General features: G+C 37.0%; 20 protein-coding genes and 2 tRNA genes. 10 read left to right on the forward strand and 12 right to left on the reverse strand.

Going from position 1 to position 25325, the window contains the following annotated elements; genetic code table 11:
- Positions 1-152 precede the first annotated feature (152 nt).
- Positions 153-1322: a porin gene (locus FFS26_RS17765; RefSeq protein ID WP_202840940.1), complete on the forward strand. Its 1170-nt coding sequence runs from the start codon at positions 153-155 to the stop codon at positions 1320-1322.
- Between the two features lie 12 nt (positions 1323-1334).
- Here FFS26_RS17765 and FFS26_RS17770 read toward each other — a convergent pair whose 3' ends face one another.
- On the reverse strand, positions 1335-2432 hold the full coding sequence (locus FFS26_RS17770) for an acyltransferase family protein (RefSeq protein ID WP_137905701.1): 1098 nt from the start codon (positions 2430-2432) through the stop codon (positions 1335-1337).
- A 146-nt stretch (positions 2433-2578) separates the two neighbouring features.
- On the reverse strand, positions 2579-3466 hold the full coding sequence (locus tag FFS26_RS17775) for a metalloprotease (RefSeq protein WP_137905702.1): 888 nt from the start codon (positions 3464-3466) through the stop codon (positions 2579-2581).
- Positions 3467-3650: 184 nt separating this feature from the next.
- Between FFS26_RS17775 and rplU the strand changes: the two genes are divergently transcribed.
- The 3 genes from rplU (at position 3651) to FFS26_RS22605 (ending at position 4839) form a co-directional block, all read left to right on the forward strand.
- On the forward strand, positions 3651-4229 hold the full coding sequence (gene rplU, locus FFS26_RS17780; protein WP_110011737.1) for a 50S ribosomal protein L21: 579 nt from the start codon (positions 3651-3653) through the stop codon (positions 4227-4229).
- 12 nt (positions 4230-4241) lie between these two features.
- A complete protein-coding gene (rpmA, locus tag FFS26_RS17785; protein WP_002984034.1) occupies positions 4242-4499 on the forward strand; it encodes a 50S ribosomal protein L27 in 258 nt (85 codons plus the stop codon).
- Between the two features lie 175 nt (positions 4500-4674).
- On the forward strand, positions 4675-4839 hold the full coding sequence (locus FFS26_RS22605; RefSeq protein ID WP_171006347.1) for a bacteriocin-like protein: 165 nt from the start codon (positions 4675-4677) through the stop codon (positions 4837-4839).
- An 88-nt stretch (positions 4840-4927) separates the two neighbouring features.
- On the opposite strand, the gene FFS26_RS17790 is transcribed toward FFS26_RS22605, so the two are convergent.
- From FFS26_RS17790 to FFS26_RS17815, 6 genes are all read right to left on the reverse strand, one after another.
- Entirely contained in the window at positions 4928-7459 is a 2532-nt protein-coding gene (locus tag FFS26_RS17790) for a DUF5686 family protein (RefSeq protein WP_228449455.1), read from the reverse strand.
- 276 nt (positions 7460-7735) lie between these two features.
- Positions 7736-7809 (reverse strand) — tRNA-Asn (locus FFS26_RS17795).
- Between the two features lie 265 nt (positions 7810-8074).
- On the reverse strand, positions 8075-11245 hold the full coding sequence (locus FFS26_RS17800; protein ID WP_137905704.1) for a S41 family peptidase: 3171 nt from the start codon (positions 11243-11245) through the stop codon (positions 8075-8077).
- 273 nt (positions 11246-11518) lie between these two features.
- A tRNA-Asn gene (locus FFS26_RS17805) sits at positions 11519-11592 on the reverse strand.
- Positions 11593-11672: 80 nt separating this feature from the next.
- Positions 11673-13163, reverse strand: coding sequence for an RIP metalloprotease RseP (gene rseP / locus FFS26_RS17810; protein ID WP_110011549.1), 1491 nt, complete (start codon positions 13161-13163; stop codon positions 11673-11675).
- A gap of 106 nt (positions 13164-13269) precedes the next feature.
- Positions 13270-13710 carry a DUF6646 family protein gene (locus FFS26_RS17815; RefSeq protein WP_110011548.1) on the reverse strand — a complete coding sequence of 147 codons (441 nt, stop codon included), beginning with the start codon at positions 13708-13710 and terminating at the stop codon, positions 13270-13272.
- Positions 13711-13929: 219 nt separating this feature from the next.
- Here FFS26_RS17815 and FFS26_RS17820 point away from each other — a divergent pair, with 219 nt between their 5' ends.
- Positions 13930-14682, forward strand: coding sequence for a nitrilase-related carbon-nitrogen hydrolase (locus tag FFS26_RS17820; RefSeq protein WP_137905705.1), 753 nt, complete (start codon positions 13930-13932; stop codon positions 14680-14682).
- A 117-nt stretch (positions 14683-14799) separates the two neighbouring features.
- Here FFS26_RS17820 and FFS26_RS17825 read toward each other — a convergent pair whose 3' ends face one another.
- From FFS26_RS17825 to FFS26_RS17840, 4 genes are all read right to left on the reverse strand, one after another.
- The gene (locus FFS26_RS17825) at positions 14800-15099 is read right to left on the reverse strand and encodes a thioredoxin family protein (protein ID WP_034692844.1); all 300 of its coding nucleotides are present in this window, start codon (positions 15097-15099) and stop codon (positions 14800-14802) included.
- 13 nt (positions 15100-15112) lie between these two features.
- On the reverse strand, positions 15113-15490 hold the full coding sequence (locus tag FFS26_RS17830) for a rhodanese-like domain-containing protein (RefSeq protein WP_137905706.1): 378 nt from the start codon (positions 15488-15490) through the stop codon (positions 15113-15115).
- Between the two features lie 4 nt (positions 15491-15494).
- Positions 15495-16904 (reverse strand): MBL fold metallo-hydrolase, encoded by a 1410-nt coding sequence (locus tag FFS26_RS17835; RefSeq protein ID WP_137905707.1) that lies wholly within the window; start codon positions 16902-16904, stop codon positions 15495-15497.
- 214 nt (positions 16905-17118) lie between these two features.
- On the reverse strand, positions 17119-18180 hold the full coding sequence (locus tag FFS26_RS17840) for a hypothetical protein (protein ID WP_110011544.1): 1062 nt from the start codon (positions 18178-18180) through the stop codon (positions 17119-17121).
- A 139-nt stretch (positions 18181-18319) separates the two neighbouring features.
- Between FFS26_RS17840 and FFS26_RS17845 the strand changes: the two genes are divergently transcribed.
- The 5 genes from FFS26_RS17845 to FFS26_RS17865 all read left to right on the forward strand — a co-directional run bounded on the left by FFS26_RS17845 (position 18320) and on the right by FFS26_RS17865 (position 25274).
- Entirely contained in the window at positions 18320-19846 is a 1527-nt protein-coding gene (locus tag FFS26_RS17845; RefSeq protein WP_110011543.1) for a helicase HerA-like domain-containing protein, read from the forward strand.
- Between the two features lie 148 nt (positions 19847-19994).
- A complete protein-coding gene (locus tag FFS26_RS17850; RefSeq protein WP_110011542.1) occupies positions 19995-21218 on the forward strand; it encodes a PolC-type DNA polymerase III in 1224 nt (407 codons plus the stop codon).
- Between the two features lie 261 nt (positions 21219-21479).
- The gene (gene lysA / locus FFS26_RS17855; RefSeq protein ID WP_170872057.1) at positions 21480-22682 is read left to right on the forward strand and encodes a diaminopimelate decarboxylase; all 1203 of its coding nucleotides are present in this window, start codon (positions 21480-21482) and stop codon (positions 22680-22682) included.
- Positions 22683-22927: 245 nt separating this feature from the next.
- Positions 22928-24661 carry a thiamine pyrophosphate-dependent enzyme gene (locus tag FFS26_RS17860; protein ID WP_137905708.1) on the forward strand — a complete coding sequence of 578 codons (1734 nt, stop codon included), beginning with the start codon at positions 22928-22930 and terminating at the stop codon, positions 24659-24661.
- A 130-nt stretch (positions 24662-24791) separates the two neighbouring features.
- Positions 24792-25274: a hypothetical protein gene (locus FFS26_RS17865; protein WP_228406576.1), complete on the forward strand. Its 483-nt coding sequence runs from the start codon at positions 24792-24794 to the stop codon at positions 25272-25274.
- Positions 25275-25325 lie beyond the last annotated feature (51 nt).

The following is a 25325-nucleotide window of genomic DNA, read 5'->3' on the forward strand; positions in this document are numbered from 1 at the left end:
TGATGTGACAGATTTTATTTTCTATTGAATTTTGTACAATCAGAACTGTCTTTTTTGTAGCATTGCAAATATGAATTAATGATATCCTGTTATTTTACGGTAATAAAAAAACTAATGACTCAATCACAATGATTAGACAATACTATTTGCCCATGCTATTTTCATTACTTTTTACGGTGAAAGGACTACCTGTCTATGGTCAAAATGTAAAAGATTCAGTTGAGATATCTCTAAGACCCTATGCGAGTCTTCGCGGTCATATGGCAGTGTATGACCATAAAATGGAACTTCAGGAAAATGCATCAAGAATCGGAATGGAGCTGAATATCAAAAAAGGAACATTGGGTTTTATTGCAGGCGGAGAAGTGCAGTTAAATATGTTTCGTGGAAGTACCTCATTTAATGTGGATGGAAGCCTTTCCAGTGGATTTGTTTCGATAGAATCCTCACAATCTAGACAGGTTTTCGGTAATAGGCTTGGTTATTTGGGAATTGATCTGGGGAAATATGGAATCCTTACCATTGGGAAGCAATGGGGTGTTTATCGGGACATCACTTCTTACACTGACCGGTTTAATGTTTTTGGGGCAAGAGCATCTGCTACATTTGTCGGAGGTACTGATGGTGGAGAAACCGGAACAGGACGTGCGGATCAGGCCCTTATTTACCGTAACCGCTTTGGAAATCTGTATATCGGAGGGCAGATCCAGGCCAGAGGGGGAAATAATGATCATTTTATTGATGGATTTGGTGGCTCTGTTCAATATAAAATTACAGATGGTTTTTTTGCCGGAGCAGCTTATAACAGGGCTTTTCTGAGTGACCGTCTAATACAGAATGGCGGGGCAATAGGTATTACCGGCCAACCCACTTATTTTTCTTTAGGAGCAAAGTACACCGGGAAAATTTTGGATTGGAGTGTTCTTTTTGTTCTGCATAAAAACGGAGATTTTTCACAGAGTTTTTATCAGAACCCTGGAATGGAGGTAGCTCAATCAATTATGGTATTCAATGCTAAAGGACTGGAGTTTTTTGGAAAATATAAACTTGATAAGTTTTCTATTCTTGCGGGATATAATTTATATGTCCCGGATATAAAAAATACAGAAATAATTTCCGGGCAGTATCATCTGGATCCGGGTTTTAAAAGGAATGATTGTATTGTTGGTGTTTCTTATCACCCCTTTAATTTTGTCCAGATTTATTCAGAACAAAGAATTTCTATGGGTAAAACATCATTGGGAGAAAGAGAAAAAAGTGTTTTTACTCTTGGACTAAAAATTGATCTCTCCAAAACTTTCATTAAAAATTTTGACCTTTAAAAGATATAATTATTATGATTTATTAATGGCTGTGTTTTTCCTGAAGTATTCTAAAAGTCTCCAGCCTGTTTCATCTACTTTTTTCAATCCTGCTGAAATAATGAAGGCTAAAATAATATTAATCCCATAAATAATGAGTATTAAAAGCCACCATGGCATATTTTCTTTTAGTGGAACTACCAGGAAATAAACGAGCGAAGAGCTTATTCCCTGTGCAAAATAGAAGAAAATAGCATTCTTCCCGATATAGGTAATAAAGTTTTCTTTTGTGATCTTCAGCCGGTTGTAAAGAACAAATAAGGTTACCAGAGAGAATAATGCCCAGATGATATAAGGGATTTTCGGCGGGAATTTATTTTTATTGATTTTGTAGAAAATATCTCCTCCATAGTACCAGAACATCCATATAAGAGCCATTCCTGTAAGTGCATATAGTACAGGAATCGCTTTGGTGGGGATCTTTTTTCCACGCATTTTGTGTCCTGCTAAAAAAACAGCAAGGTAGAAAGCAACATATCCCACTTGTCCTGTTGGGTAATATTCCGGGAAGATATTGAATAGCAAGGTTAGAGCAATACAAAGTCCGATGAACCAATTGATATGTTTGGGGAAGAACCTTAAAATAAGGACACCGAAAACGGTAAGTACATAATAGACTTTTAAATACCAGAAGCTTCCCATTACCACCGGAAACGTGTCGGCATTGGTGTACTGATGAAGATACCAGTTTCCGAGATTTTCCCATTGAGGGTATGCTGAAACACTGGTTGCGGAGTATTTTGACCCAAATGTTGAATAAAAACTTTGAAGCCATTCCATGGAAAAGAAACTCAGGCCAAACACTTTAAAGAAGTAATCTAAAAAGAACAGGAGAGTCACAAAAATCATATAGGTGATCTGGAGTTTCAGAAGACGATATAATGTTTTTTCAATATTCGCTCCCGAAGTGATTCCGCTCAAAGCATAAAAAAGAGCTACGTCAAAAACAAGCGAGAAAACTCTTACTTCAGCGGGAATATAAAATTGTCCGGACCAGAAAGCGGTATGGATAAATATGATGGAAAGTGTTGCCAGTCCTTTGGCGAAATCAATATAGAGATCTCTGTTCATTATAGGTGGGTTGGAAGTTCTTTGTAATTTTTTCAAAAATACAAACAAATTGATTGTTTAAGACATAAAAGATTTTTTAAACAAAAAAGGGGCGGAACATACTGCCCGCCTCCTTTCTTAAATATGCTAAAAATGAATGTTCTCGTTTATTGAAGATGTTTAAATTCTTCCGCAGAAATTTCTCCTGTCTGAATTTTTCTCAGCTCATCTATATATTGACTCATGTAGGCATCAATTTCCGGATTTACTGTGTTTTTAGCCATCTTATAAGTGCCATTTAAAACTCCCTGATAATAATAGAAGAAGTTGTAATCGAAATTGGAGGCATTAAGATCGTACTGGCCCAGAAGGAATCCTAAACGAACTGCCGATCTTCTCTGTGCCGGTGTTCCATGGTGGTTTACATTTGTTGTCTGATAGTCACCGATACTTTGAGCAAACTCATAGGCTGCCGCAATTTCCGGGAAGCTGGTTTTATTGTACCCGTTAGGTCTTCTCAGATAATATCCTGCAAAACCATCTGCCTCAAGCTCGTTCGGTCTGTACGTTGACTCCGATACAGAAGGAAGATTGAAGATATACTGCAGCTGATGTCCGTATTCATGAGCAAGAATCATTGCGTTTACAATATCGCCGCCTTTTGATTTTGCATCATAATAAATAGCGTACCCATAATAGATCTTTCCTGTTGAGTAGGAAATAGCATTGTAGGTTGAATTGAAATTGGACGGATCATTTACAAAACGCAGAGTAGGGGTGCTTCTTCCCCACATGCTTGCAATTCTGGTCATCTGGCCGTTCATAAAATTGGTGTCTGTGGAGTTTTGAAGCCCGGTCAGTAAGACTGAATTGGTGCTCCAGTTGTTGTCTACATAGGAGCATCCTTTTTCAGTAGTTCCCGGCTGATCAACTTTTGCACTCAGTGCTTCTTGTTGAGGTTGAACATTGTTGTCCATTTGGTCATCACTACATGCTGTCAATGAAGTTACAGCAATGGCACCTGCTAGTAAGCAGAGATTAAAGTTTCTTTTCATATATAATATCAATTTGGTAAAACGAATTTATGAAATTATCTCTTAATTGTGAGTACATTAATAAAAAAAATTAATCAAAATAAAGTGAATAAGATTTTATTTGAAAAAACATTGCTTTGATTGTAAGCTATTTAGAAATTTATATGTATATTTGCACCTCGAAATAACTAAAAATTTATAAACAATGTTTGCAATTGTAGAAATAGCAGGGCTTCAATACAAAGTTGAGCAAGACCAGAAGTTGTTTGTAAACCGTTTAAAAGGAGATAAAGGAGGAAAAGTTTCTTTCGATAAAGTTCTTCTTACTGTAAACGGTGCAATCACTGTAGGCGCCCCAGCTGTAAACGGAATCACTGTAGAAGCAGAGATCCTTGACCACGTTAAAGCTGATAAAGTAATCGTTTTCAAAAAGAAAAGAAGAAAAGGTTACAAAGTGAAAAACGGTCACAGACAATCTTTAACTCAAATCGTAATCACTGGTATTACAGGTTTTGAAGGTGGTGCTAAAAAAGCTGCTGCTAAAAAAGAAACTGTGAAAGGTGAAGTTCTTTCTGACAACGCAACTGTTAACTTTGGTGAAGATCACGAGTTGAACTATCACTTAAAGAAAAACAACTTGTCTCAGTCTAAAGAGAACAGAGAAACTTTAATTACTTTAGGTAAAGCAGTTAAAGTTGAATTAGAAAAGAATGTTCTTACTCATGAAGAAGTAGATGCTGCTATCATTAAGAACATCGATCAATTTAAAGCACTTAATAAATAATCCAGTAATAAAATGGCACACAAGAAAGGAGTCGGTAGTTCCAAGAACGGTAGAGAGTCTCACTCTAAAAGATTAGGTGTGAAGATTTTCGGAGGACAAGAAGCTATTGCCGGAAATATTATTGTTAGACAAAGAGGTACTCAGCACCACCCAGGTGATAACGTGGGAATCGGTAAAGATCACACTTTGTTTGCATTAGTAGATGGTAAAGTAGTTTTCAGAAAGAAAGCAAACAACAGATCTTTCGTATCTGTAGAACCAAACGCATAATTTAAGCGTTTTATAAAAATTAAAACCTCAGTTTTTACTGAGGTTTTTTTATGTACTGTTTTTATAAAATTCTTTTTTTGGTGAAATATGTTTATATTTGATAACTGACATGCTTTAAAATAGTTGCGGAAGCCGAAAAGCAAATAGAGTAGGCAGTAAATAAAACTAAACAATCATGAAAAATTTAAGAAAACTAACCAAAGCCAGTCTGAGAAATATTAACGGCGGAGAAGTGTGGTGTCCGGCAAAACCAATTACATCATGTAGTGTATGGTGCGGATTGACAAAGGAGCAGCAAATGCGTTGCCTGCTTGATGTAGAAGGTTGCGAGTGCTTTTAATCATCAAGGCAGTCCTTATTATATAAGCTTTAAAAAAAATTCGGCGGCTTCAAAGAAGCCGCCGAATCTGTTATATGGTATATTTACTTTAGAATCCTACCTGGAATCCTGCTTTAACGCCAAACTTTGAGATATCCGGTTTGTCAAGATAATTTCCTCTCCAGTTAAAATCTACTCTGAAGATTCTCAGGTTTCCGATTCCTATATTTTCTATTCCGAATCCGTATTCATAATAGATATGTTCGCTTGGTGCAGAATATTTAAAACCTTCTACATTGATTGCTTTGGAAGCATCACTTAATGTTCCGTAGGCTCCTCTGATGAATGCAACTTCTCTCAATTTCAGCTTTTTAATCAATGGAATATAAGAAAGTATTTTACCGTTAAAATGATGCTCAAGCTGAAGTGTAGTATAGGCATCTGTCACAAACTCATAATAATTTAGCTGAGAGAATGTGTTTGGTACTAAACCATAGGAAAGGTTGGCTGGAATAATATTTTGCAGTGCCAATGGAACTGTATTGAAATTCTTTCCAGCTTCAAAATTAACCACTAGTTTTCCCATACTTCCAATCAAAAACGGCTTGTATAGCATGAATTGAAGCTTGTCATAATTGAAGTCAGCATTGAATAATCCTTCAATACCTCGCGTGTATCTTAAAACGATGGTTGGTGCCAGGTTTCTCGCCTGATAACGGTCAATACCGGTTTGTGAAAACTTAGCTCCGGGTTTTGCAATTAAGCTGATAGTAACATGGGAATCATTAACAGTTTTCCTTAGCTGGCCGTCTTTATAATACATCAGATTGAATTTCTCAGGGATAGCAGATTTAATACTCTGCATCACTCCATCTATTCTTATCTGAAAGTTTTTCCATGGCTCAATAGCTGCAAAAACACTTGTTTTATTTACAGAACTTAAGGAAATGTTTTCTCCTCTGGCAAAAAAGGTACTGGTAGATGAGGATTGCGGCGTAACTCCATCACCTGATGTAAGCTGTCCCCCAAGCTGAACAATATCTCTGCTGGTTCCGGCTCCGATCATAAATCGGTTAAGCTTATTGAACATATATCTTGCCTCAACACCATACTTAAACTGCTGATCTTTGAATCCATAAGCTGTATAAAACTGTGCTCTCCAGGTATCATTCAATCCGAAATAAGTTCTTGCTCCTAATCTTATTCTGTCTCCTTCTACTTCATTTCTTCCGTAAATCGAAAATATAGGCCCGATATCTATTCCTTTAAAGGCATTATAATAACGTGAACCAAGCGTTTCAAACAGTTTTACCATCCGGTTGAATTTCGGGGTCTGCTGAAGCTGGTCAAGCATGTTGTAAACGCCCTGTTCTGCTTTGGATAAGGTGTCAGGTCTGACTTTTGTCCAGTAAGCATCATCTTTATTGGTAAATTTATCTTCGTATTCTTCTTCGGTACGTTTGAATACTTTCGGATCAAGAGGTTTATTGAACTGATAATCGGAGTAATCTACCGATCTTTTGGCGATGATACTTTTGGCGCCTTTCTTCTTTGAGAAAGGGCTCATTTCAAATTCTGTCACCAGTTTTTTGGGAAGAAACGTAGCATCATCAGGATTGTCATATTCTACCTGAGTATACACACTATTGACAAAGTTGACGTTAATCTTCTGTGTTGACTTTAATGTTGCTCCTAAAACGGCATAAGTATCTGTATCAATGTAAAGGTTTCCCTGAAATGCAAGGACATCTTTTCTCTTTGGCTGGTATCTTATCTGGAAGGCTTTTTCCCCACGAATCGTAATGGTGTCCATAAGACTATAGTCGTAAGTATTGAAGCCATCAGTACCAACAGGACTCTGGAATCCGATATCGAAATAATTCAGGGTATTGTCGTAGATATTGATATCACGGTATAAGTTTTTAGCAGAAACCGTTATGACCTGATTGTCCTGGAAGCCTGAGGTCTTTTGGGCAACCAGTGTTCTTTTACTGTCTTTGTCCGGCCTGTTTTTACCATAATTTTCATAAACGGCTTCATTCAGGAAGATAGGAAGACCAAGTCTTCCACTCGCAGTAGAATCTGCATAACTGAAAATGAAATCAAGTTTATTGAAAATCTTTTTCTTCATGAACGCACTGTCAAGATTATTCAGGTCAAACTGTGTTTTTTCGTATTCTTTATATGAATAAGTATCGAATTTTTCCAGTCCGTTATTTCTTTTTTGTGCCCACACTTTCTGCATAATTGCATAAGCCGGATTTTCTTTCTTGTTTTTGTATTTTGTTTTACCGCTTTGAAGAACGATCTCCTGGATATCGCTTACTTTAGCCTGTGACAGCTGTACGAAAATATTGTCAGCATTTTCAGGGCTGATATCAAGGGTTTCTGTGGTATAATTTTTTCTGGAAAATCTTAACTGATGAATGATGCTGTCTGACTGAACAATGAAACTGCCCGAAGTTGTCGTTAAGGCAGGTGTTTTATCATTGTTGATAAAAATATCAACGTTATTCAGTTCTTTATTGTTCTTTTCGTCAACCACCTTGCCGCTGGCCGTGTTTTGAGCACATACGGAACCGGCGAGAATCAGGAAAAAAAATAAAAGATAGTGTTTTTGGGAGTTATTGTTTAACATCATTTGTTTCTTCAGGCATTTAGCATAAACAAAAAGCATGCAGTTTAATTAAAAAACAGGTAAAAAAATAAAATATTTTTATTCTATCCTATAAAACGACAAAAGTAGCGAAAATAATATATCTGTTGATTAAAAATTAACCGGGAATTTTTTATGCTTAAAATATAATAATCAGAGCGTTAAAACAACGTGAAAGTGAAAATTTTTAAGATCATTTCGGTGTTTTTTTGTGGAACTTATAAAATGAAAAAAGACTTACAGAAATGTAAGTCTTTTTTGCTCCTCCTGCTGGGCTCGAACCAGCGACCCTCTGATTAACAGTCAGATGCTCTAACCAACTGAGCTAAGGAGGAATTTCCTTTGTTTTAAGTGGTGCAAATATAGTATGAATATCCATACCAAGCAAGTTTTTATTCTTGAATATTCATCGAAAGAAGCTATTGATTTATTTTTCAATAAATTAAATTTTAAATATTTTTTGCGATGGGCAGACGTTATTCGGAATGGTATAAATTCTAAGCTGTAAGCAATGGAATTTTTAGACCTGTTTTTTTTAAAAGAAATAAAAAAGACCTACAGCAATGTAAGTCTTTTTTATTTTTTATTGTTCTGAAATTTTTACTTCTTTAAATCTTTTAGTATTTCCTGAACAGCTCTTTCCAGCTGAGGATCATTGTTCTGAAGACGATCCATAAAGGTGTTTTTAACATAAATGTCTGGTTTTACACCTGTTTTCTCAAGATTTTGTCCGTCCAATGTGTAGGTTCCCCATGCAGGAAGTCTGTAAGAAGATCCGTCTACCAATCCTTTGGCTGAAGTGAAAATAATCCATCTGTAAGTATCCTGACCGATGATTTTCCCCAGTTTCAGTGCTTTGAACCCGGCTGCAGTCATTTCGGCATCACTCAATGAAGCTTCATTAATCAAAAGGACGATAGGTTTTCCGGAAGGAGCAAAGTTGGGTTGGGTTGTTATTTTTCCTTCACGGTATTTCCATTGTAAATAAGGTCTTTGAGAAAGGAAATTCAATACTTTATCATGCACATTTCCACCGGTATTGTAACGTAAGTCAAGAATGACAGCATCTTTTCTGTTTTCCTGTTCTACCATGTCCAGAAGAAAATGATCCAGCTCATCAGTAGACATGTTTTTCATGCAGGAGTAGGCAATACGGTTGTTGCTAAGCTTATCTACACGCTGATGATTATTGTAGATCCAATCGTCGTAAAGCAAGCCTTTTAATTCTCCATTAGAAATCGGATGTACTTTGGTAGTTACCGTTTTACCATCACGATTAAAGGTAAGAACCAGCTCATCCTGTTTTTTAGGGCTTGTGAAATACGTTTCTATATTTTCGTTAAGATCAATCTTTTTCCCGTTTACAGAAGTCAGTTGGTCTCCAGGTTTGATATCAACGCCGGAACGGTAAGCAGGGGATTTTCTCAGAATGCTTTCTACCGTGTAGGGCTGGTCTTTTTTGAAGATAATTCCTGTTTCGTTCGTAAAATAGTTCAGGAACATGGTTTCTTCCTTTCCGGTAGAAGAAAATCCGGTGTGTGAAGAATTAAGCTCTCCTAAAAGATCATTCAATAATATTCTGAGGTCATTCCTGTTATGAACATACGGAAGATACTTGGCATATTGCTCCTTTTTAGCTTTCCAGTCGATACCATGGAACTTTTCATCGTAGAAATTTTCTTCCACACCTGTCCATGCTTCAGCGTACATCTGGGTAAATTCTGATGCCAGATCTTTATCAAAACTATATTGGATGTTGATCTTTTCAGGCTTTAATGCCGCTACAGTTGTTTTGTAAATATTACCTTCTATCAGGGCAAACAGGTTTTTATCATTTTTGGTTACATAATAAGCTGCTTTTTCGAAAACTTTTTCAGATTTGGCAGGTTCAAAATCTGTGAATACCTTTTTGAACAGCTGTCTTTTTCCATTGTCCTGATTAGAATTGAAAAGAAGAATTTCTTTTTTATCATCAGCGAAAACAGCTGGATCATCCTGGTATCCATATCGGTCGGTAACCAGTTCAATTCTGTCCAGGGTATCATCAGGATTAACCTTTAGTTCTTTGATTACCGGCTCTTTTTCTTCCTTTTTATCCTTGTCTTCCTCTTTCTTATCCTTCTTGTCTTTTTCTTTATCTGAAGATTTTTCCTCCTTCTTTTCTTCAGTGAAGAGATTGTCGAATTTTTCAGACTTAAATGGCTCGTCAAACCAATCTAAAGCCATACGGTAAATGTTGGATTTCTGCATGCCTAATGGATAAGACGGATTGGTCCTGTCGCTGGCGAAATAAATATATTTTCCGTTCGGAGACCACACGGGATCTTCTTCAGAAACGCCTGTATTGGTAAGGTTTAAAGTCTGTCCTTTTTTGATGTTATAGATGAAAATATCGAGCTCGAAGTTTCTTTTTGCCGAGAATAATACATATTCGTTATTAGGGGAGAAAGAAGGCCTTGAGTTTTGGAATGCCCAAATCTCGTCTTTTACAATAGTTGTAGATGTAAAACTTTTTAAATCCAATAATCGTACTTCATCTCTTCCGCTTAAATACACTGCTTTTGAAAGATCACTATTGAGTGTGATGCTGCGGTTATTTCTTGAATCTTCCGTTAATTGCTTCGGCTTGCCTTTTCCATCGGCCGGAATAGTAAACCAGTTCTGATAGCCGTTATAAGTCTGGTTGTAAAGAAGAGTACGGTTATCTTTCAGCCATTTCACTTCCATGGCGCGTTCTTTTCCATCAGAAACCTGCTGGGCAAATTTTCCTTCAATATCAGAAACGAATATGATTCCACGGCTTATGAATGCCATTTTTTTACCGTCCGGAGATACGTCATAATAGGAAATATTATTTTCCACATTGAAATTCTGAGCTTTTTCCAATGTTTTGTTGGTATTCAGGCTGATGTTGAGAGGAGTTGTGTTTTTTGAGGCTACATCATAAGTATAAAGCTGGTAATCCTTCTCAAAAATAACTTTAGATCCGTCTGCTGAGACAAAAGGCTTTTTAATAGAAGTATCAAATTGCGTTAAAGCAGTTTTTTTACCATTTTCGATTTTATAAAGATTGTATTCTCCATTATTCTCATCAGAAATAAAATAGATAATACCATTTTTATCTACACTTGGGTTGAAATCTTTCCCTTCATAGTTGGTGTACTGTTTGAAAGAATTGTTTTTTGGGTTGTACCCCAGAATATCAGGATTATTTTCTCCTTTATAACGCTTACGCTGTACCTGATGGGCGCTTTCCGAAGAACTTGTGAAAAGATATTCTCCTGAAGGACTTTCGACAAGACCATTGGTGTTGTTAAAATAATTGTTGAAAAGCTTTTGTGGGGTTTTTCCCTCAATTGTAGTTTTAAAGCTGCCGAAATTATTATTTCTGTTGGAAGTAAAATAAATCGTTTTGCTGTCCCACGCCCAGCTTTCCATTTCATCCCTTCCGGTATGGAAGGTTAACTGCTTGATGGTTCCACCTCCTGCAGGCATTACATACACATCATAATTTCCATATTGATTAGAACTGAATGCAAGCCATTTTCCATCCGGGGAAAGACGGGGATTGATCTCTTCTCCATCCAGGGCGGTAATTCTTGAAGCATTTCCTCCATTAGAGTCTGCTTTCCAGATATCGCCGTCATATGCAAAATAAGCTGTTTTTCCATCCGGACTTAATGAGGGACCTGATAAAAAATAAGACTTTTCCTGTGCCGAAATCCCTGCAATAGAAAATGCTGTTAATAACGAAATAATAGTTTTCTTCATGGTAGAATGGGGTATTTATGCAATACGATATATTGATTTTATTATTCTTTGTTGTTGCAGAGAAATACTCATCTGAAGAAAATTTTCTCAGTTTGAATAACTCTTCCAATAATAGTCGAATTATTACGGAAATAGTTACATGAAACATCTGGAAAACTGAATAATATTCGTTGAAACAGAAAGTAAGTTGCACATGGTTATTGTATAGTACAGTTGTACAATTCGTCAGATTAAGGCACAAAAAAAGACTCACATTTCTGTAAGTCTTTTTTGCTCCTCCTGCTGGGCTCGAACCAGCGACCCTCTGATTAACAGTCAGATGCTCTAACCAACTGAGCTAAGGAGGAATGTCCTTTGTTTTAAGTGGTGCAAATATAGGACGAATATTTATACCCTACAAATATTTTTAAGAAAAATTTAAAAAAAATTATAATTTACCCATAAATACTTTGAAGATGTCGCTTCCAAAGATCAGTAACATCAAACCTAACAGGAAGATAACTCCGATCATCTGGGCGTTTTCCAAAACTTTCTGAGGAACAGGTTTTCCTACAATAATTTCATATAAAGTAAATAAAACGTGCCCACCATCAAGTCCAGGAATAGGAATAAGGTTCAGGAATGCCAGCCATACAGAGAACATCGCTGTAAAGCTCCAGAAAGCCACCCAGTTGATTTTAACGCTTCCATCCGCATCTTTATCCACAGGCATATTTTTTACAATAGCAATAGGCCCTCCGACGTTCTTATACCCCTGAACTTTAGAATTGAACATGATTTTGAACTGCTTTACCTGAGTCGTTAATGCTTCAATAGTTCTTGTGAATCCTCTTGGAATAGCTTCTCCGAAAGAATACTTTTTATTCGTTACAATATCTTTTGCTATGCTTTTGGTATCGATGGCGATCCCCAGTTTTCCGTTTTTGTCCACAGAAACAGCAGGTAATGTCTCTACAGCTCCGTTTCTTTCAACATCCACAGAAACTGTTTTTCCTTTATTTTCACTTAAAAGAGTGCTTACTTCATCAAAGAATGCCGCTTTCTTACCGTTGATTCCTACAATTTTATCACCTTTTGCCAGTCCGGATGCCTGGGAAGAAGGAGTAGCCAACGAATCAATAACCATAGATACCCTTGGAGAGATGTATAGTTTTGCTTCTTTCTGCTTAAGAACATCTGCAACACCGTCTGCATTGACAGGGAAAGTAACTTCCTGTCCGTTTCTGTTTACGGTAACATGATCTCCCAAAAGAATATTGATGGAAGTATTTTCAAGTCTTTCTGCCGGTTTTCCGTCTACACTAATGATTTTGTCACCATTCTGGAAACCCATTTTCTTTCCTGCAGAAGTGGCTTCAATACCATTTTTAAATTTTGTAATATCTGTATAAGTTTCTCCGTTGAAGAATGATAAACAGCTGTAGATTAACCACGCAAGAAAAAAGTTAACGGTAACTCCCCCCAGCATAATGATAAGCCTCTGCCACGCTGGTTTTGATCTGAACTCCCAAGGTTCTGCCGGTTTTTTCATCTGGGCAGTATCCATACTTTCGTCCACCATTCCTGCAATCTTCACGTATCCTCCAAAAGGAAGCCAGCCGATTCCGTATTTTGTTTGTTCAGGGTGTTTTCTCCAGTCGTTGTCCGGAAGTTTTGATATGTCGATAGGAACTTCTTCCTTCTTTCCGTTAACCTCTATTACTTCAGAATCCGGCAGATTCTTGGATAAAAATTTATACTGCCATTTTCCGTTGATTTTCTTCATGGAGAATATGGAGAAGTAAGGATCAAAAAACAGGAAAAACTTCTCTGCTCTGGTCTTGAACCATATTGCCGGTAAAAAATGCCCAAGCTCATGAAGAAGCACAAGTATAGAGATGCTCAGAATGAACTGAAAAAGTTTGATTGCTATTTCCATTAATAAATTTTAGATTTTAATTTGCAAAGGTAACAATTATCAAAACTATGCCAAATAAAAAAGCTCCCCGAAACGAGAAGCTTTGTCATATTTAAAGACGATTTGATTATAAATTGAAAGAAACGCCAAGACTGCCATTGTTACCTACTTCTGCAAAAACCCCAATTTTCTCTGTGAAGAAATAACGTGCTCCGATGTGAGCGCCTACTCCAAAGTCTCTTCCAAGCACTCCAAGGTCTACACCTGGGTAAATATCCCATTTTGAAGGAAGATTCAGGGCTTCCTGCAAATGAAAGTTCAGTCTTCCGAAAACAAAAACACGATTATCCTTATCGTTGTCTTTGTAATTGTCAAAATACCCATTGATCCCGGCACCCACTGAAATAAGTTTGTTGAGTCCATAGTCATAAGTTCCCGTTACTCCGGTTCCATATCCCCAGGCGCTCAGCCCCAGTTGTATTTTCTGATCTCCCTTTCCCGTCCAGGCCTGAGCATTAGCCATAGCACCAAAAAAGAAGATCGCCACCATAAAAAACAATTTCTTCATAAATTTTTAATTTTAAGGATAATAATAAAAAATATTTCTATCAAAAATGAAACCGAAAGAATAGCAATAATATAAAAATGGTTGACTTTAATACATTATTAAGAAAAAGTACCCGATTTTTGTATGAAAAACTACTTTTTCAACCATTTAATTCTCCTTTTGTAAAGATAAAAGCTGTATTTTTATACTTCATATTTGAAATAATTAAAAGAATAAAAGATGAAAGTTGCAGGGCTTAATTTAGATATCATCTGGAAAAAAAAAACTGAGAATTTTGCACATATAGAAAGTGAACTGCTGAATGTGGAGGCAGATCTGTTTCTTCTTCCTGAAATGTTTTCAACAGGTTTCTGTATGGATGCTTCCGAAGTATCAGATAGGAATAATGAATCGCTGGAATTTTTGAAAAAGATCTCAAAAGAGAAAAATGCAGCATTCTGCGGGAGTGCTCCGGTAGAACAAAACGGTAATTTCTACAACAGGATGTATTTTGTGAAGCCGGATGGCGAAATCTCCTTTTATGATAAAAGACACCTGTTCTCTTTTTCCGGAGAAGATAAGGTCTACACACCGGGAAAAGAAAGAGTAATCGTTGAATACAAAGGAATACGTTTCCTGCTTCAGGTATGTTATGATCTTCGTTTTCCTGTTTTTGCCCGCAATAATGATGATTATGATGCCATTTTATATGTTGCCAACTGGCCCGAGAAGAGAGTAGGGGCCTGGGAGCATCTGTTGAAAGCCAGAGCAATTGAAAATTTATCTTTTGTATTTGGTCTCAACAGAATAGGAACTGATGGAAATGATCTGTTGTATCAGGAAAGTTCTCACTGCTTTTTTGGTGACGGAAAAGAAATTTCTCAGAAACAGGGAAATCTCGTATTTGCAGAACTGTATCTGGAGGAATTGAAGGACTTTAGAAAACATTTCCAGTTTTTGAATGACCGTGATTCTTTTTCTATTGAATTTTAGGATTTTCCCACAGATTTTATAGATTTTCACAGATTTTTAATCTATATAAAGAAAAACATCTGTGAAAATCCGTGCGATCTGTGGGAGTTATAAAAAAAACTGTGAAAAATCACAGTTTTAAGCATATTCTTGTAAAAGTTGGGTGAGGGTATTCACATCATGAACACCACTTTCCTTCCATAGCATTTCTCCTTTTTTGAAAATGGCCAGTGTAGGAACCCCGCGCACTCCGTATTGAGCGGCCAATGCCGGATATTGATCTACATCTACTTTTATAATTCTGGCCCCTTCGCCAATGTTTTCCTTTACCGTATTCAATACCGAAGACTGTACTTTACAGGGCTGGCACCATGTTGCGAAAAAATCTATCAGAACAGGTCTTTCGGAATCTATAATTTCCTGAAATTTTTGTGACATAGTTTTGGTTTTATTAGTTTGCTTTTTTGCTTGTTTCGTCCTGAATCGCTTTTACATTTTTCCAGGTTGTACCATCATAAGCCTCCACACCATTTTTCTTCAGAATTTCCATAGCCTGATCTGCCTGAATTCCTTTATTGCAAAATACAACAACTTTTTTTCCTTTTAAAGTTTCTATGTTGTTTTGAATCTCTGCCAAAGGAATATTGATTGCATTTTTTGCTGTTCCTGCAGCGTACTGCTCCGGAATCCTCACATCTACCAGCGTTACCTCGGAACTGTTGACTACTTCTTTAATGCTGGCAGTAGGAACTGCTGTTGTAGGTGATGTCTTACAGCTACTTAGCATAAAAGCTAACACTAAAATTAATCCGGAAAACTGAATTTTCATGATCTTACAGGGTCTTAGATTGGCATACGAAATCTGTAGTTGGCAGTTTTTCCGTTTTTTTGATCCCGTTAAAACCACCTTCTATTTCAGTGAAATTTCTGATTCCGTGTGAGTTAAGTATACTTGCTGCAATCATGCTTCTGTATCCGCCGGCACAGTGAAGGAAAAAATGTTCAGAATCATCAATAGTACGCGCCCAGTCACTGATGGTATCCAACGGTTTGTTGTATGCATTGTCAATATGCTCTGCAGAATACTCAGTCAGTTTTCTTACATCAATTACGGTAGCATCTGCTGTAAACTGCTCTGCAAATTCAGCCGGAGTAATTCTTTTGATCTCATCCGTTTCCTTGCCTGCATTTTTCCATGCTTCAAAACTTCCCTTAAGATATCCGATCACATTATCAAAGCCTACTCTGCTTAGTCTGGTGATCACTTCCTCTTCAGTACCTTCATCAGTAATTAATAATAAAGGGTGTTTTACATCTACAATAAGCGTTCCTACCCATGGGGCGAAATCTCCTTTCAGTCCTATGTTGATAGAGTTGGGAACAAATCCTTTATGGAAGTCCGCAGCTCCTCTAGTGTCTAAAATTAATGCTCCAGTTTCTTCAGCCAAAGCTTCAAAGTCCTCCGCTTCAACAGGCTGTAGTCCCTTGTTCATTACAACATCAAGGCTTTCATAGCCACCTTTATTTAAAGCGACGTTCATTCCGAAGTATTTCGGTGGAGCTGTTAAACCATCCAGAACTTCTCTGATGAAAGACTCTTTGTCCGGTTGGTTAAGAGCATAATTGGTTTTTTTCTGGTTCCCCAGAATATCAACAGTTTCCTTCTGCATATTCTTTCCACAGGCAGAACCAGCGCCGTGAGCCGGATAAACAGTGATGCTGTCATCCAATGGCATGATTTTGCTCTGAAGACTGTCATATAGAATTCCCGCAAGATCCTCCTGGGTAAGATTAGTCGCCTTTTGGGCAAGATCCGGTCTTCCTACATCTCCCAGAAACAACGTATCACCTGTGAAGATTGCAGTTTCAACACCATTTTCGTCTATTAAAAGGTAAGTACTGCTTTCCATGGTGTGTCCCGGTGTGTGCAGTACCTTTATTTTCACTTTTCCGATCTCAAAAAACTGATTATCTTCAGCAATAATAGCGTCAAATTCCGGAACAGCAGTAGGTCCGTATACAATCGGAGCACCTGTTTTCTTGCTTAAATCCAAATGTCCGGATACGAAATCAGCATGGAAATGAGTTTCAAAAATATATTTTAAAGTGACATTATCTTTTTCCAGACGATCCAGATAAGGTTTTACTTCTCTTAAAGGATCAATAATGACAGCTTCATTCTCTGATACAATATAATAGGCACCCTGAGCCAGACAGCCCGTATATATTTGTTCAATTTTCATTGGGTCTTTTTTTTAATGAGTTAAAGATACGAAGTATTAGATCAATTCTAAATGAAATGTTAAATTCCATTGATAGTTTCTTTCAATACTTTGTTAAACGTACGTTTGGTATCTGCTGTTTTTTAGCAAAAAGAATGCCTTACATAATGTCAATTGGCAAATGCTGTTTTATATCATGTCCTGCTTCTGGAACAATGTCTTTAAAGCATTCATTTTACTCTATCTGATAATATATTTTGTACAGAATTTCATTGGTGTTTTCTGTAATGTTCTTCTCTGTTTTGAATTGGAGATATTCCTCTTTATTAGCTTCTCCCTCATCATAACGGATCAGTCTTTTGTACTTGTCATAGAGGTAATCTTTAATTTTTCCGTTGTCTGCTAATCTAATTATTTCACCAAAATATTTTTTAGTGTCTTCGTGCATCGGCCACTTTGTTTCATGAGTTTTATAGAATTCTATCATTTTGTCTATGGCATATACTTCAGACTCGATATTCATATCATTGAAGCCTGTCAGAAGTTCTTTTTTATCTGCATTTTCTCCCAGCCATTTTGTTTTTGCATACACCGAAGCAAGCACAGCATTAGTCATCATGGAATCTCTTTTGATAACAGGAGATAAGATGATATCCGGAGTATGGCTAACAGGAAGAGTTTTTTTAGCAGCGATATCCAATACACCAAAATATGTCTCAGCTTTGTTTTTGAGTTCAGACAGTTGATCATGGGTCATTTCATCGCTTGATCCTCGGATTTTAAAGCCCCATCCTCCACATTCATAAATAGAAAGGAGTGACTTCTTATCAGTATATTTTACACCTTTGAAAAAATCACGTTCACCCATTGAATGATCAAAAATTGAATAGATATAGTTTACTTTTACCTTATCATTGGATATATTTCCAAACATAGGTTTTAAGTCTACACTTTTATTGGAATTCTGATTCAGAACCGTTTCATATATGGAAAATTCATCTCTCAAAAGCTGGTTGTCAACTAATTTTTTAGGATAAATATAGAAGGTCAGGACCGTTTTACTTTTTTTACGGTGTTTTTGTACATAGCTTACCACAATGTGCTTATTCTGTAGATCATAAGATACTATTTCTTCTCTTTGAAAGCCAGACCATAAAACAGGGAAAACGGCTGATGTCGGCAAGTGGGTGTAATCGCCTTTAATCTGTAAATTAACAGGTTCATTTCTTTTCTGAGCAAGAAACAAGGTGGAGTAAAAAGCAAAAATAACGAGTAGAATTTTTTTTAATGAAATCATGTGTGGTATATATGTTGTTCTCAAGGCTAAATTAGAAAATAAATTTAGGGAACTTAGAATATAATTTAATCATTATATTATTTTATTTACTCAAATTTTTCTAAAAAATTCTATATTTATAAGTTAAAAAAGCGATCAAATGGCAGACAAAACACAATTTATTGAAGAATTAAACACGAGATACACTCCAAAAGGAGAGCATATAATATTAGGAAAAGGGATGTTGGATGGAGAAGTTGTTACGGAAGTAAACGTAACCATTCCTCTGAAAACGATTAACCGCCACGGTCTTATTGCAGGAGCTACCGGAACCGGTAAGACAAAAACGTTACAGGTGTTTGCAGAACAGCTTTCTCACGCAGGAATTCCGTCTTTGGTTCTGGATATTAAAGGAGACTTTTCCGGGATTGCAGAAGCAGGACAAATGAATCCTATCATTGAGGAAAGATATGCGAAGACACAGCTTCCTTATAATCCCCAAGGCTTTCCTGTAGAATTGATGAGTATTTCCGGAGGAAAAGGAGTGAAACTGAGAGCTACTGTTACAGAATTTGGGCCTGTTTTATTAAGTAAAATCCTTGAATTGAATGATACCCAGCAAAGTATCATGTCTATAGTCTTCAAATATTGTGATGATAAAGGTCTTCCTTTGATTGATCTTAATGACTTGAAGAAAGTATTGCAGTATGTGACCGATAATGCACAGGGAAAAGCTGAGCTTGCAGCCAATTATGGATCCATTGCATCAGCATCTTTGGGAGCTATTTTAAGATCTATTGTAGCTTTGGAGCAGCAGGGCGCAGCAGGATTTTTCGGTGAATTAAGCTTTGACGTTCATGATTTACTGGAAACAAGGGATGGAAAAGGAGTGGTTAATATTTTAAGAGTCGCAGATATTCAGAATAAACCACAGCTTTTCTCAACGTTTATGCTTTCGCTTTTTGCTGAAATTTATATGACGTTTCCGGAAGAAGGAGACAGTGGGAAACCAAAGCTGGTATTATTCATTGATGAAGCCCATCTGATTTTTGATGAAGCTTCCAAAGCGCTTCTTTCACAGATCGAAACAATGGTGAAACTGATCCGTTCCAAAGGAGTAGGAATTTATTTTATTACCCAGATTCCCGGGGATGTTCCAGAAAATGTTCTTTCCCAATTAGGGCTAAAAATACAGCATGCCCTAAGAGGATTTACGGCAAAAGATAAAAAAGAAATTACCAAAGCGGTAGAAAATTATCCTACCACAGAATATTACGAAGCTTCCAGCCTGATCCAGAATCTGGGAATTGGAGAAGCATTTGTGACAGCACTGGACGAAAAAGGGATACCAACACCATTAGTGCATACTTACCTGATTTCTCCCGAATCGAGAATGGATGTTCTGAGTGAGGCGGAAGTCTCCGATCTTACTTCCAGATCAGCAATGGTAGCAAAATATGAGCAGGCATTAGACAGAGAGTCTGCCTACGAAATGCTGACCACCAGGATGGAACAGGCAGCACAAAACCCCGCACCTGCACAGAAGGCAAAACCCGTAAAAGAAGAACCCGGAATGTTCGAACAGGTTTTACAGAGTAAGGCTGGCCGTACCTTTACCTCTACTTTAATGAGGGAAGGAGCAAAAGCTATTCTCGGAATGTTCGGGCTGGGAGGCAGAAGAAGATAATTTTGAAAGCTAACCTGCTGTGTTTTGATATATTTTTTGTTATTTTAGCAGGTTATCTTTACATAACAGTAAAACAGAGCCTTATTTTATTGGGGAATAAAAGCAGGTCTAAATAGTAAACTAGAAAAACAGCAGTTAACACACATTCATGTATTCAATTATAGATATAGAAAGTAATGGTGCAGGTTATAGAAATGAATGCATTATAGATATCGCCATCTACAGATATGACGGTCAGAAAATTACAGATCAGTTTATATCCCTTGTAAACCCCGAAGGTGATATTACTCCTTTTGTACAAAAGTTGACCAGTATTACCCCAAAAATGGTCAAGACTGCTCCGAAATTTCATGAAATTGCCAAAAGAGTGATAGAAATTACTCAGAATACAACTTTGGTAGGTCATAATATTGATTTTGATTACAGAATGCTTCGCCAGTCATTCAAAAGGCTTGGTTATGATTTTAAAATCAATACTTTAGATACAATTCCGTTAGCAAAAAAACTGATTCCTGATGAAGTAAGTTATTCCTTGGGAAAACTGGTAAAATCATTGGGTATTCCATTGACCAACCATCACAGGGCGGAAGGCGATGCAAGAGCTACATTAGAACTTTTCAAACTTCTGATCTCAAAAGATATTGAAAATGAGATTATTCAGAAGCAACACGATGAGTCTAATGCCAAAACGTATATCAACAAGATCAAAGAACTTACGCAGGATCTTCCTAATGACAAAGGCTTTGTGTATTTTCAGGATGAAGCGGGACGTATTATGTTTTCTGATTACGTTCAGGATATCAACAAATTTTCCAAAAAAGTTTTCAATTCGAAATCAAAAAAATGGGAGAAGATCCAGAAAGATGTTGAACAGATTAATTTTGAGCTTACAGGAACAGATATTATTGCCAAACTGATCCTTAATTCCAAAAATATTAAAAAGAAAGAGGTCTTACCTTTCGGATTATATTTCAGGAATAATAAATATGTAGTTGAGAAAAATAAGCTTAATAAAACTGAGAAGCCGGTCTTGAAATTCAGGTCATTTACCCAGGGAACAAAAGCTGTTCAATTTATTGGTTCTCAGGAAGAATTTAAAGATTTTTCTGTCTTGAAACAAAAAATTGAATTCAGAAAAAGAAATGAACTTTGGCTCGGGCCGGGAAGAAAATTAGGAGAAAAACTGTTTTTAATTATAGAAAACGGAAAAGTGGTCTCCTTTGGTTTCTATGAATTGTTTACACAGATTCAGACGCTGAGTAAGCTGGCTAAACTGAAAATTGACCTTCCGCTGTCTTCTACAGATTTGAATAACGAACTGCAGCTGGCACTTCTTCGAGCGGATTTTGAGACATTACCACTGCCGAAGTGATAGAGTGTCTTCATGTTATAAGTTTATTCTGAGGAGAATACAATTCAAATCAATTTTCCTGAAATCAAAAAATAAATAGTATTTTTGCAAAAAATAAATAGTAGCAATGCAAAATTTTAAACAAAATAAAACTGGAAAAAAGGGAACTGTAAAGTTCTCTAAGGTTTGGAATATTTAAAAGAGTTGTCTTGCATAAAAAAATAATCAATGTGGCAGGCTCTTTTTCGAAGAATCTGCCTTTTTTTATGTTAAAATGAAATTATGAATTCAAAAGAATTATTAAAGATTGCCAATGAGTTTGGCACACCGGTGTATGTTTATGATGCTGAATCCATCAAAATTCAATACGAAAAACTTACCTCTTCATTTTTAAAACATACTAAGTTCTTCTACGCAGCGAAGGCCTTGACCAATATCAATATTCTTAAGTATGTCAAGAATTTGGGTGCATCTTTGGATTGTGTATCTATCAACGAAGTTAAGCTGGGATTAAAGGCAGGATTTTCGAAAGAAAAGATATTATTTACACCCAACTGTGTTGACCTTGCTGAAATAGAGGAAGCAATGACTTTTGGAGTTCATATTAACATTGATAACATTTCTATTCTTGAGCAATTCGGGAATAAATACGGAAATACCTATCCGATTTTAGTAAGAATCAATCCGCATATTTTTGCAGGAGGTAACTATAAGATTTCAACTGGGCACATTGACAGTAAATTCGGGATTTCTATTCACCAGGTTCGTCACATCGAAAGAGTGATGAAGAGTACCAACCTTAATGTTGAAGGTCTTCACATGCATACGGGAAGTGAAATAAAAGATCCGGATGTATTCCTTCAGGCTTTGGAGATTATGCTGGAACTTTCTGAGCATTTCCCGAACCTTAAATATCTGGATATGGGAAGCGGATTCAAAATCCCTTACCAGGACAGTGAAGAAGAAACTGATGTGAAAACATTAGGTAAAAAAGTAGAGAAAGTAATTTCTGAATTTTCAAAATCTACAGGAAAAAAATTCGAATTATGGTTTGAGCCTGGAAAATTCTTAGTAGGAAAAAGCGGGTATTTATTAGTGAAAGCTAATGTGATCAAGCAGACAACAGCTACTGTTTTTGTTGGAGTTAATTCCGGATTTAATCACCTGATCCGCCCAATGTTCTATGATTCTTACCATATGATTGAAAACCTGTCCAATCCAAAAGGTGCAGAAAGAATTTATACGGTAGTAGGAAATATCTGCGAAACAGATACGTTCGCATGGGACAGAAAACTGAACGAGGTAAGAGAAGGAGATATTCTTGCTTTCCATAATGCAGGAGCTTACGGTTTTGAAATGAGTTCGAACTTCAATTCAAGATTAAAGCCTGCTGAAGTATTATTCTTAGACGGAAAAGCTCATTTGATCCGTAAAAGAGATGAATTTGAAGATTTGTTGAGAAATCAGATTGAAATAGTAATGTAAAATCCGAAACATATGATATAAGCAGCTGCCTTTTTGGTGGCTGTTTTGTTTTACATGGAAATGAAACCTCACGGGTTTTCAAAACCCGTGAGGTTTCAATAGAATCAAAATTTAAATTACAATTTTTTAACATCGAGTTAGGGATGGAGTCTCAACTTTATTAGTTAAATTTGATAGAGATAGGAAGATTTTCTTCTTCTCAAATACTATTTTCACCAAAAAATAACCACCAAAACAGACCAATTATGGCAAAAAACATAGCAGAGCAGATTGTTGAAATGCTCGAAAATGCCAATGTGAAAAGAATTTATGCAGTAACCGGCGACAGTCTCAATCATCTGAATATTGCCGTTAAAAAAAGCAGTATCCAGTGGATTCATGTAAGACACGAAGAAGTAGGGGCTTATGCCGCAGCGGCAGAGGCTGAGCTTGATGGTTTGGCAGTTTGTGCCGGAAGCTGCGGCCCCGGACACGTTCATTTGATCAATGGAGTGTATGAAGCTCATCGCTCTCATGTTCCTATGCTGGTGATTGCTTCCACCATTCCCAGTGATGAAATGGGCATGGATTACTTTCAGGAAACCAATACAATAAAGCTGTTTGATGACTGCAGCTATTATAATCAAATGATTACAAGACCTGAACAGGTACAGAGAACCGTGCAGACCGCCATTCAGCATGCTATATCCAAAAAAGGAGTTGCGGTCATAGGTCTGCCGGGAGATGTTTCTGAGCTGGATGCGGAAGAAGGCTCTACTTCCACCCAAATCTTTAAAACCAATCCTGTGATAAGACCATCGGATGATGAGCTGAAAAGTTTGTCGGAACTGGTGAATAAAAGCAAAAAAGTAACCCTGTACTGTGGGATAGGTGCTGCTGAAGCACGCGATGAAGTGATCGCTTTGTCAACGCTATTAAAGGCACCTGTAGGATATTCATTCCGCGGGAAAATGGCTATTCAGCCCAATAATCCAAATGAAGTGGGACTTACAGGTCTGTTAGGATTTCCTTCAGCCTATCACGCTATGCATGAAGCTGATCTCGTCATTCTTCTGGGGACGGATTTTCCTTATCAGAAATTTATGCCTTTAAAAAATAAAATCGTCCAGATTGATGAAAGTCCTGAAAGATTGGGAAGAAGAGCAAAACTCGAGCTAGGACTTGCCGGAGATGTCAAAGAAACCATCAAAGCATTATTGCCGTTACTTGACGAAAAAACGGATGTTCATTTTCTGAATGAACAGCTGGCGTTTTACGATAAAGTGAAAGAAAACCAGTTGGAGTATGTTAAAGATTCTGGAAAAGAGAATGCAATTCAGCCGGAATATGTGGCCCACACTTTAGACAAACTTGCTAAACATGATGCTATTTTTACCGTAGATACAGGAATGTGCTGCGTTTGGGGAGCAAGATTTATTACAGGAACAGGCGAAAGGAAAATGCTGGGATCGTTTAACCACGGATCAATGGCGAATGCGATGCCAATGGCTATCGGGGCAGCTTTAGCGCATCCTGAGAAACAGGTAATTGCTCTATGTGGAGACGGAGGATTGTCTATGCTTTTAGGGGATATGGCTACTATTTTTCAGTATAAATTACCAATCAAATTAATTGTTTTCAATAACAGAACCCTGGGAATGGTAAAGCTGGAGATGGAAGTTGGCGGAATGCCCGACAATGAGACAGACATGATTAATCCTGATTTTGCCATGATCGCGCATGCCATGGGATATCCGGGAAAAAATGTCCATCTTCCCGAAGATGTGGAAAGCGCTATCAAAGAATGCCTGGATTACAAAGGACCTTATCTTCTGAATATTTTTACGAATCCCAATGCGCTGGCTCTTCCTCCGAAGGTTGAATTTGATCAGATTATGGGAATGACAAAGTCTATGGCTCAGCTTATGCTTGGCGGTAAAATGGATGAGGTTTTTGAAACGGTGAAGACCAATTATAAACATATCAAAGGCCTGCTATAATAAGAAAAGAAATAATCAGACAGTTGTCTGATATTCAGAAACTATATATAAAACTTCATGCTTTGCGTGAAGTTTTTCTTTTTTATACATAAGCTAAATATTTACCTTTGTTTATTATTAGGAAACAAGCATGAGAACTATATTTTTATTTTTGGCTTTATGTGCAATGAATTTTTCACTGGCGCAGGATCAGGAAGAAAGGGATGATTCTTTTATCAGAGAGAGTAATAAAAATCTTTTAAAAATAGATATTAAAGAACCCTTTATGCAGGTTGCTGTAAAATGTAATGATTTTAAACCCGCTGCTTTTGAAGGAGGTGTTGCAGCCTACAAAGATATCCTGAACCGATATATGTATGCGTACCTGAATTCTGATTTCTATGCTTTGACTGGAGATTTTACCTTTACCTTAGTGCTTGATGAAAAGGGAAAAGTAACGGATGTGAAAGGAATGCCTAAGGTGGCTAACAGCGAAGTTTTCTTTGATGATATGCAGTACGTTGTAAGAAGGATAAAGAAAAACTGGATTCCGGCGTCTTGTAACGGGAAGCCAGTAGCCTCACAGATTAAAGTTAAAATGAACTTCTCTTCAATGTCTGCAGATATCGATTAGGATTATTAGTTTTCTTTTTCAAAATTAAAGTAATGGGAGGCTCAATGAGAG

Source organism: Chryseobacterium sp. 2VB (genome assembly GCF_005503635.1).
In the GTDB taxonomy this organism is placed as follows: Bacteria; Bacteroidota; Bacteroidia; order Flavobacteriales; family Weeksellaceae; genus Chryseobacterium; species Chryseobacterium cupriresistens.

Bases quoted from the DNA above. Each gene is read 5' to 3' on its own strand.
- FFS26_RS17765 (WP_202840940.1), top strand. From the start codon at position 153: ATGCTATTTTCATTACTTTTTACGGTGAAAGGACTACCTGTCTATGGT.
- FFS26_RS17770 (WP_137905701.1), bottom strand. From the start codon at position 2,432: ATGAACAGAGATCTCTATATTGATTTCGCCAAAGGACTGGCAACACTT.
- FFS26_RS17775 (WP_137905702.1), bottom strand. From the start codon at position 3,466: ATGAAAAGAAACTTTAATCTCTGCTTACTAGCAGGTGCCATTGCTGTA.
- rplU (WP_110011737.1), top strand. From the start codon at position 3,651: ATGTTTGCAATTGTAGAAATAGCAGGGCTTCAATACAAAGTTGAGCAA.
- rpmA (WP_002984034.1), top strand. From the start codon at position 4,242: ATGGCACACAAGAAAGGAGTCGGTAGTTCCAAGAACGGTAGAGAGTCT.
- FFS26_RS22605 (WP_171006347.1), top strand. From the start codon at position 4,675: ATGAAAAATTTAAGAAAACTAACCAAAGCCAGTCTGAGAAATATTAAC.
- FFS26_RS17790 (WP_228449455.1), bottom strand. From the start codon at position 7,459: ATGATGTTAAACAATAACTCCCAAAAACACTATCTTTTATTTTTTTTC.
- FFS26_RS17800 (WP_137905704.1), bottom strand. From the start codon at position 11,245: ATGAAGAAAACTATTATTTCGTTATTAACAGCATTTTCTATTGCAGGG.
- rseP (WP_110011549.1), bottom strand. From the start codon at position 13,163: ATGGAAATAGCAATCAAACTTTTTCAGTTCATTCTGAGCATCTCTATA.
- FFS26_RS17815 (WP_110011548.1), bottom strand. From the start codon at position 13,710: ATGAAGAAATTGTTTTTTATGGTGGCGATCTTCTTTTTTGGTGCTATG.
- FFS26_RS17820 (WP_137905705.1), top strand. From the start codon at position 13,930: ATGAAAGTTGCAGGGCTTAATTTAGATATCATCTGGAAAAAAAAAACT.
- FFS26_RS17825 (WP_034692844.1), bottom strand. From the start codon at position 15,099: ATGTCACAAAAATTTCAGGAAATTATAGATTCCGAAAGACCTGTTCTG.
- FFS26_RS17830 (WP_137905706.1), bottom strand. From the start codon at position 15,490: ATGAAAATTCAGTTTTCCGGATTAATTTTAGTGTTAGCTTTTATGCTA.
- FFS26_RS17835 (WP_137905707.1), bottom strand. From the start codon at position 16,904: ATGAAAATTGAACAAATATATACGGGCTGTCTGGCTCAGGGTGCCTAT.
- FFS26_RS17840 (WP_110011544.1), bottom strand. From the start codon at position 18,180: ATGATTTCATTAAAAAAAATTCTACTCGTTATTTTTGCTTTTTACTCC.
- FFS26_RS17845 (WP_110011543.1), top strand. From the start codon at position 18,320: ATGGCAGACAAAACACAATTTATTGAAGAATTAAACACGAGATACACT.
- FFS26_RS17850 (WP_110011542.1), top strand. From the start codon at position 19,995: ATGTATTCAATTATAGATATAGAAAGTAATGGTGCAGGTTATAGAAAT.
- lysA (WP_170872057.1), top strand. From the start codon at position 21,480: ATGAATTCAAAAGAATTATTAAAGATTGCCAATGAGTTTGGCACACCG.
- FFS26_RS17860 (WP_137905708.1), top strand. From the start codon at position 22,928: ATGGCAAAAAACATAGCAGAGCAGATTGTTGAAATGCTCGAAAATGCC.
- FFS26_RS17865 (WP_228406576.1), top strand. From the start codon at position 24,792: ATGAGAACTATATTTTTATTTTTGGCTTTATGTGCAATGAATTTTTCA.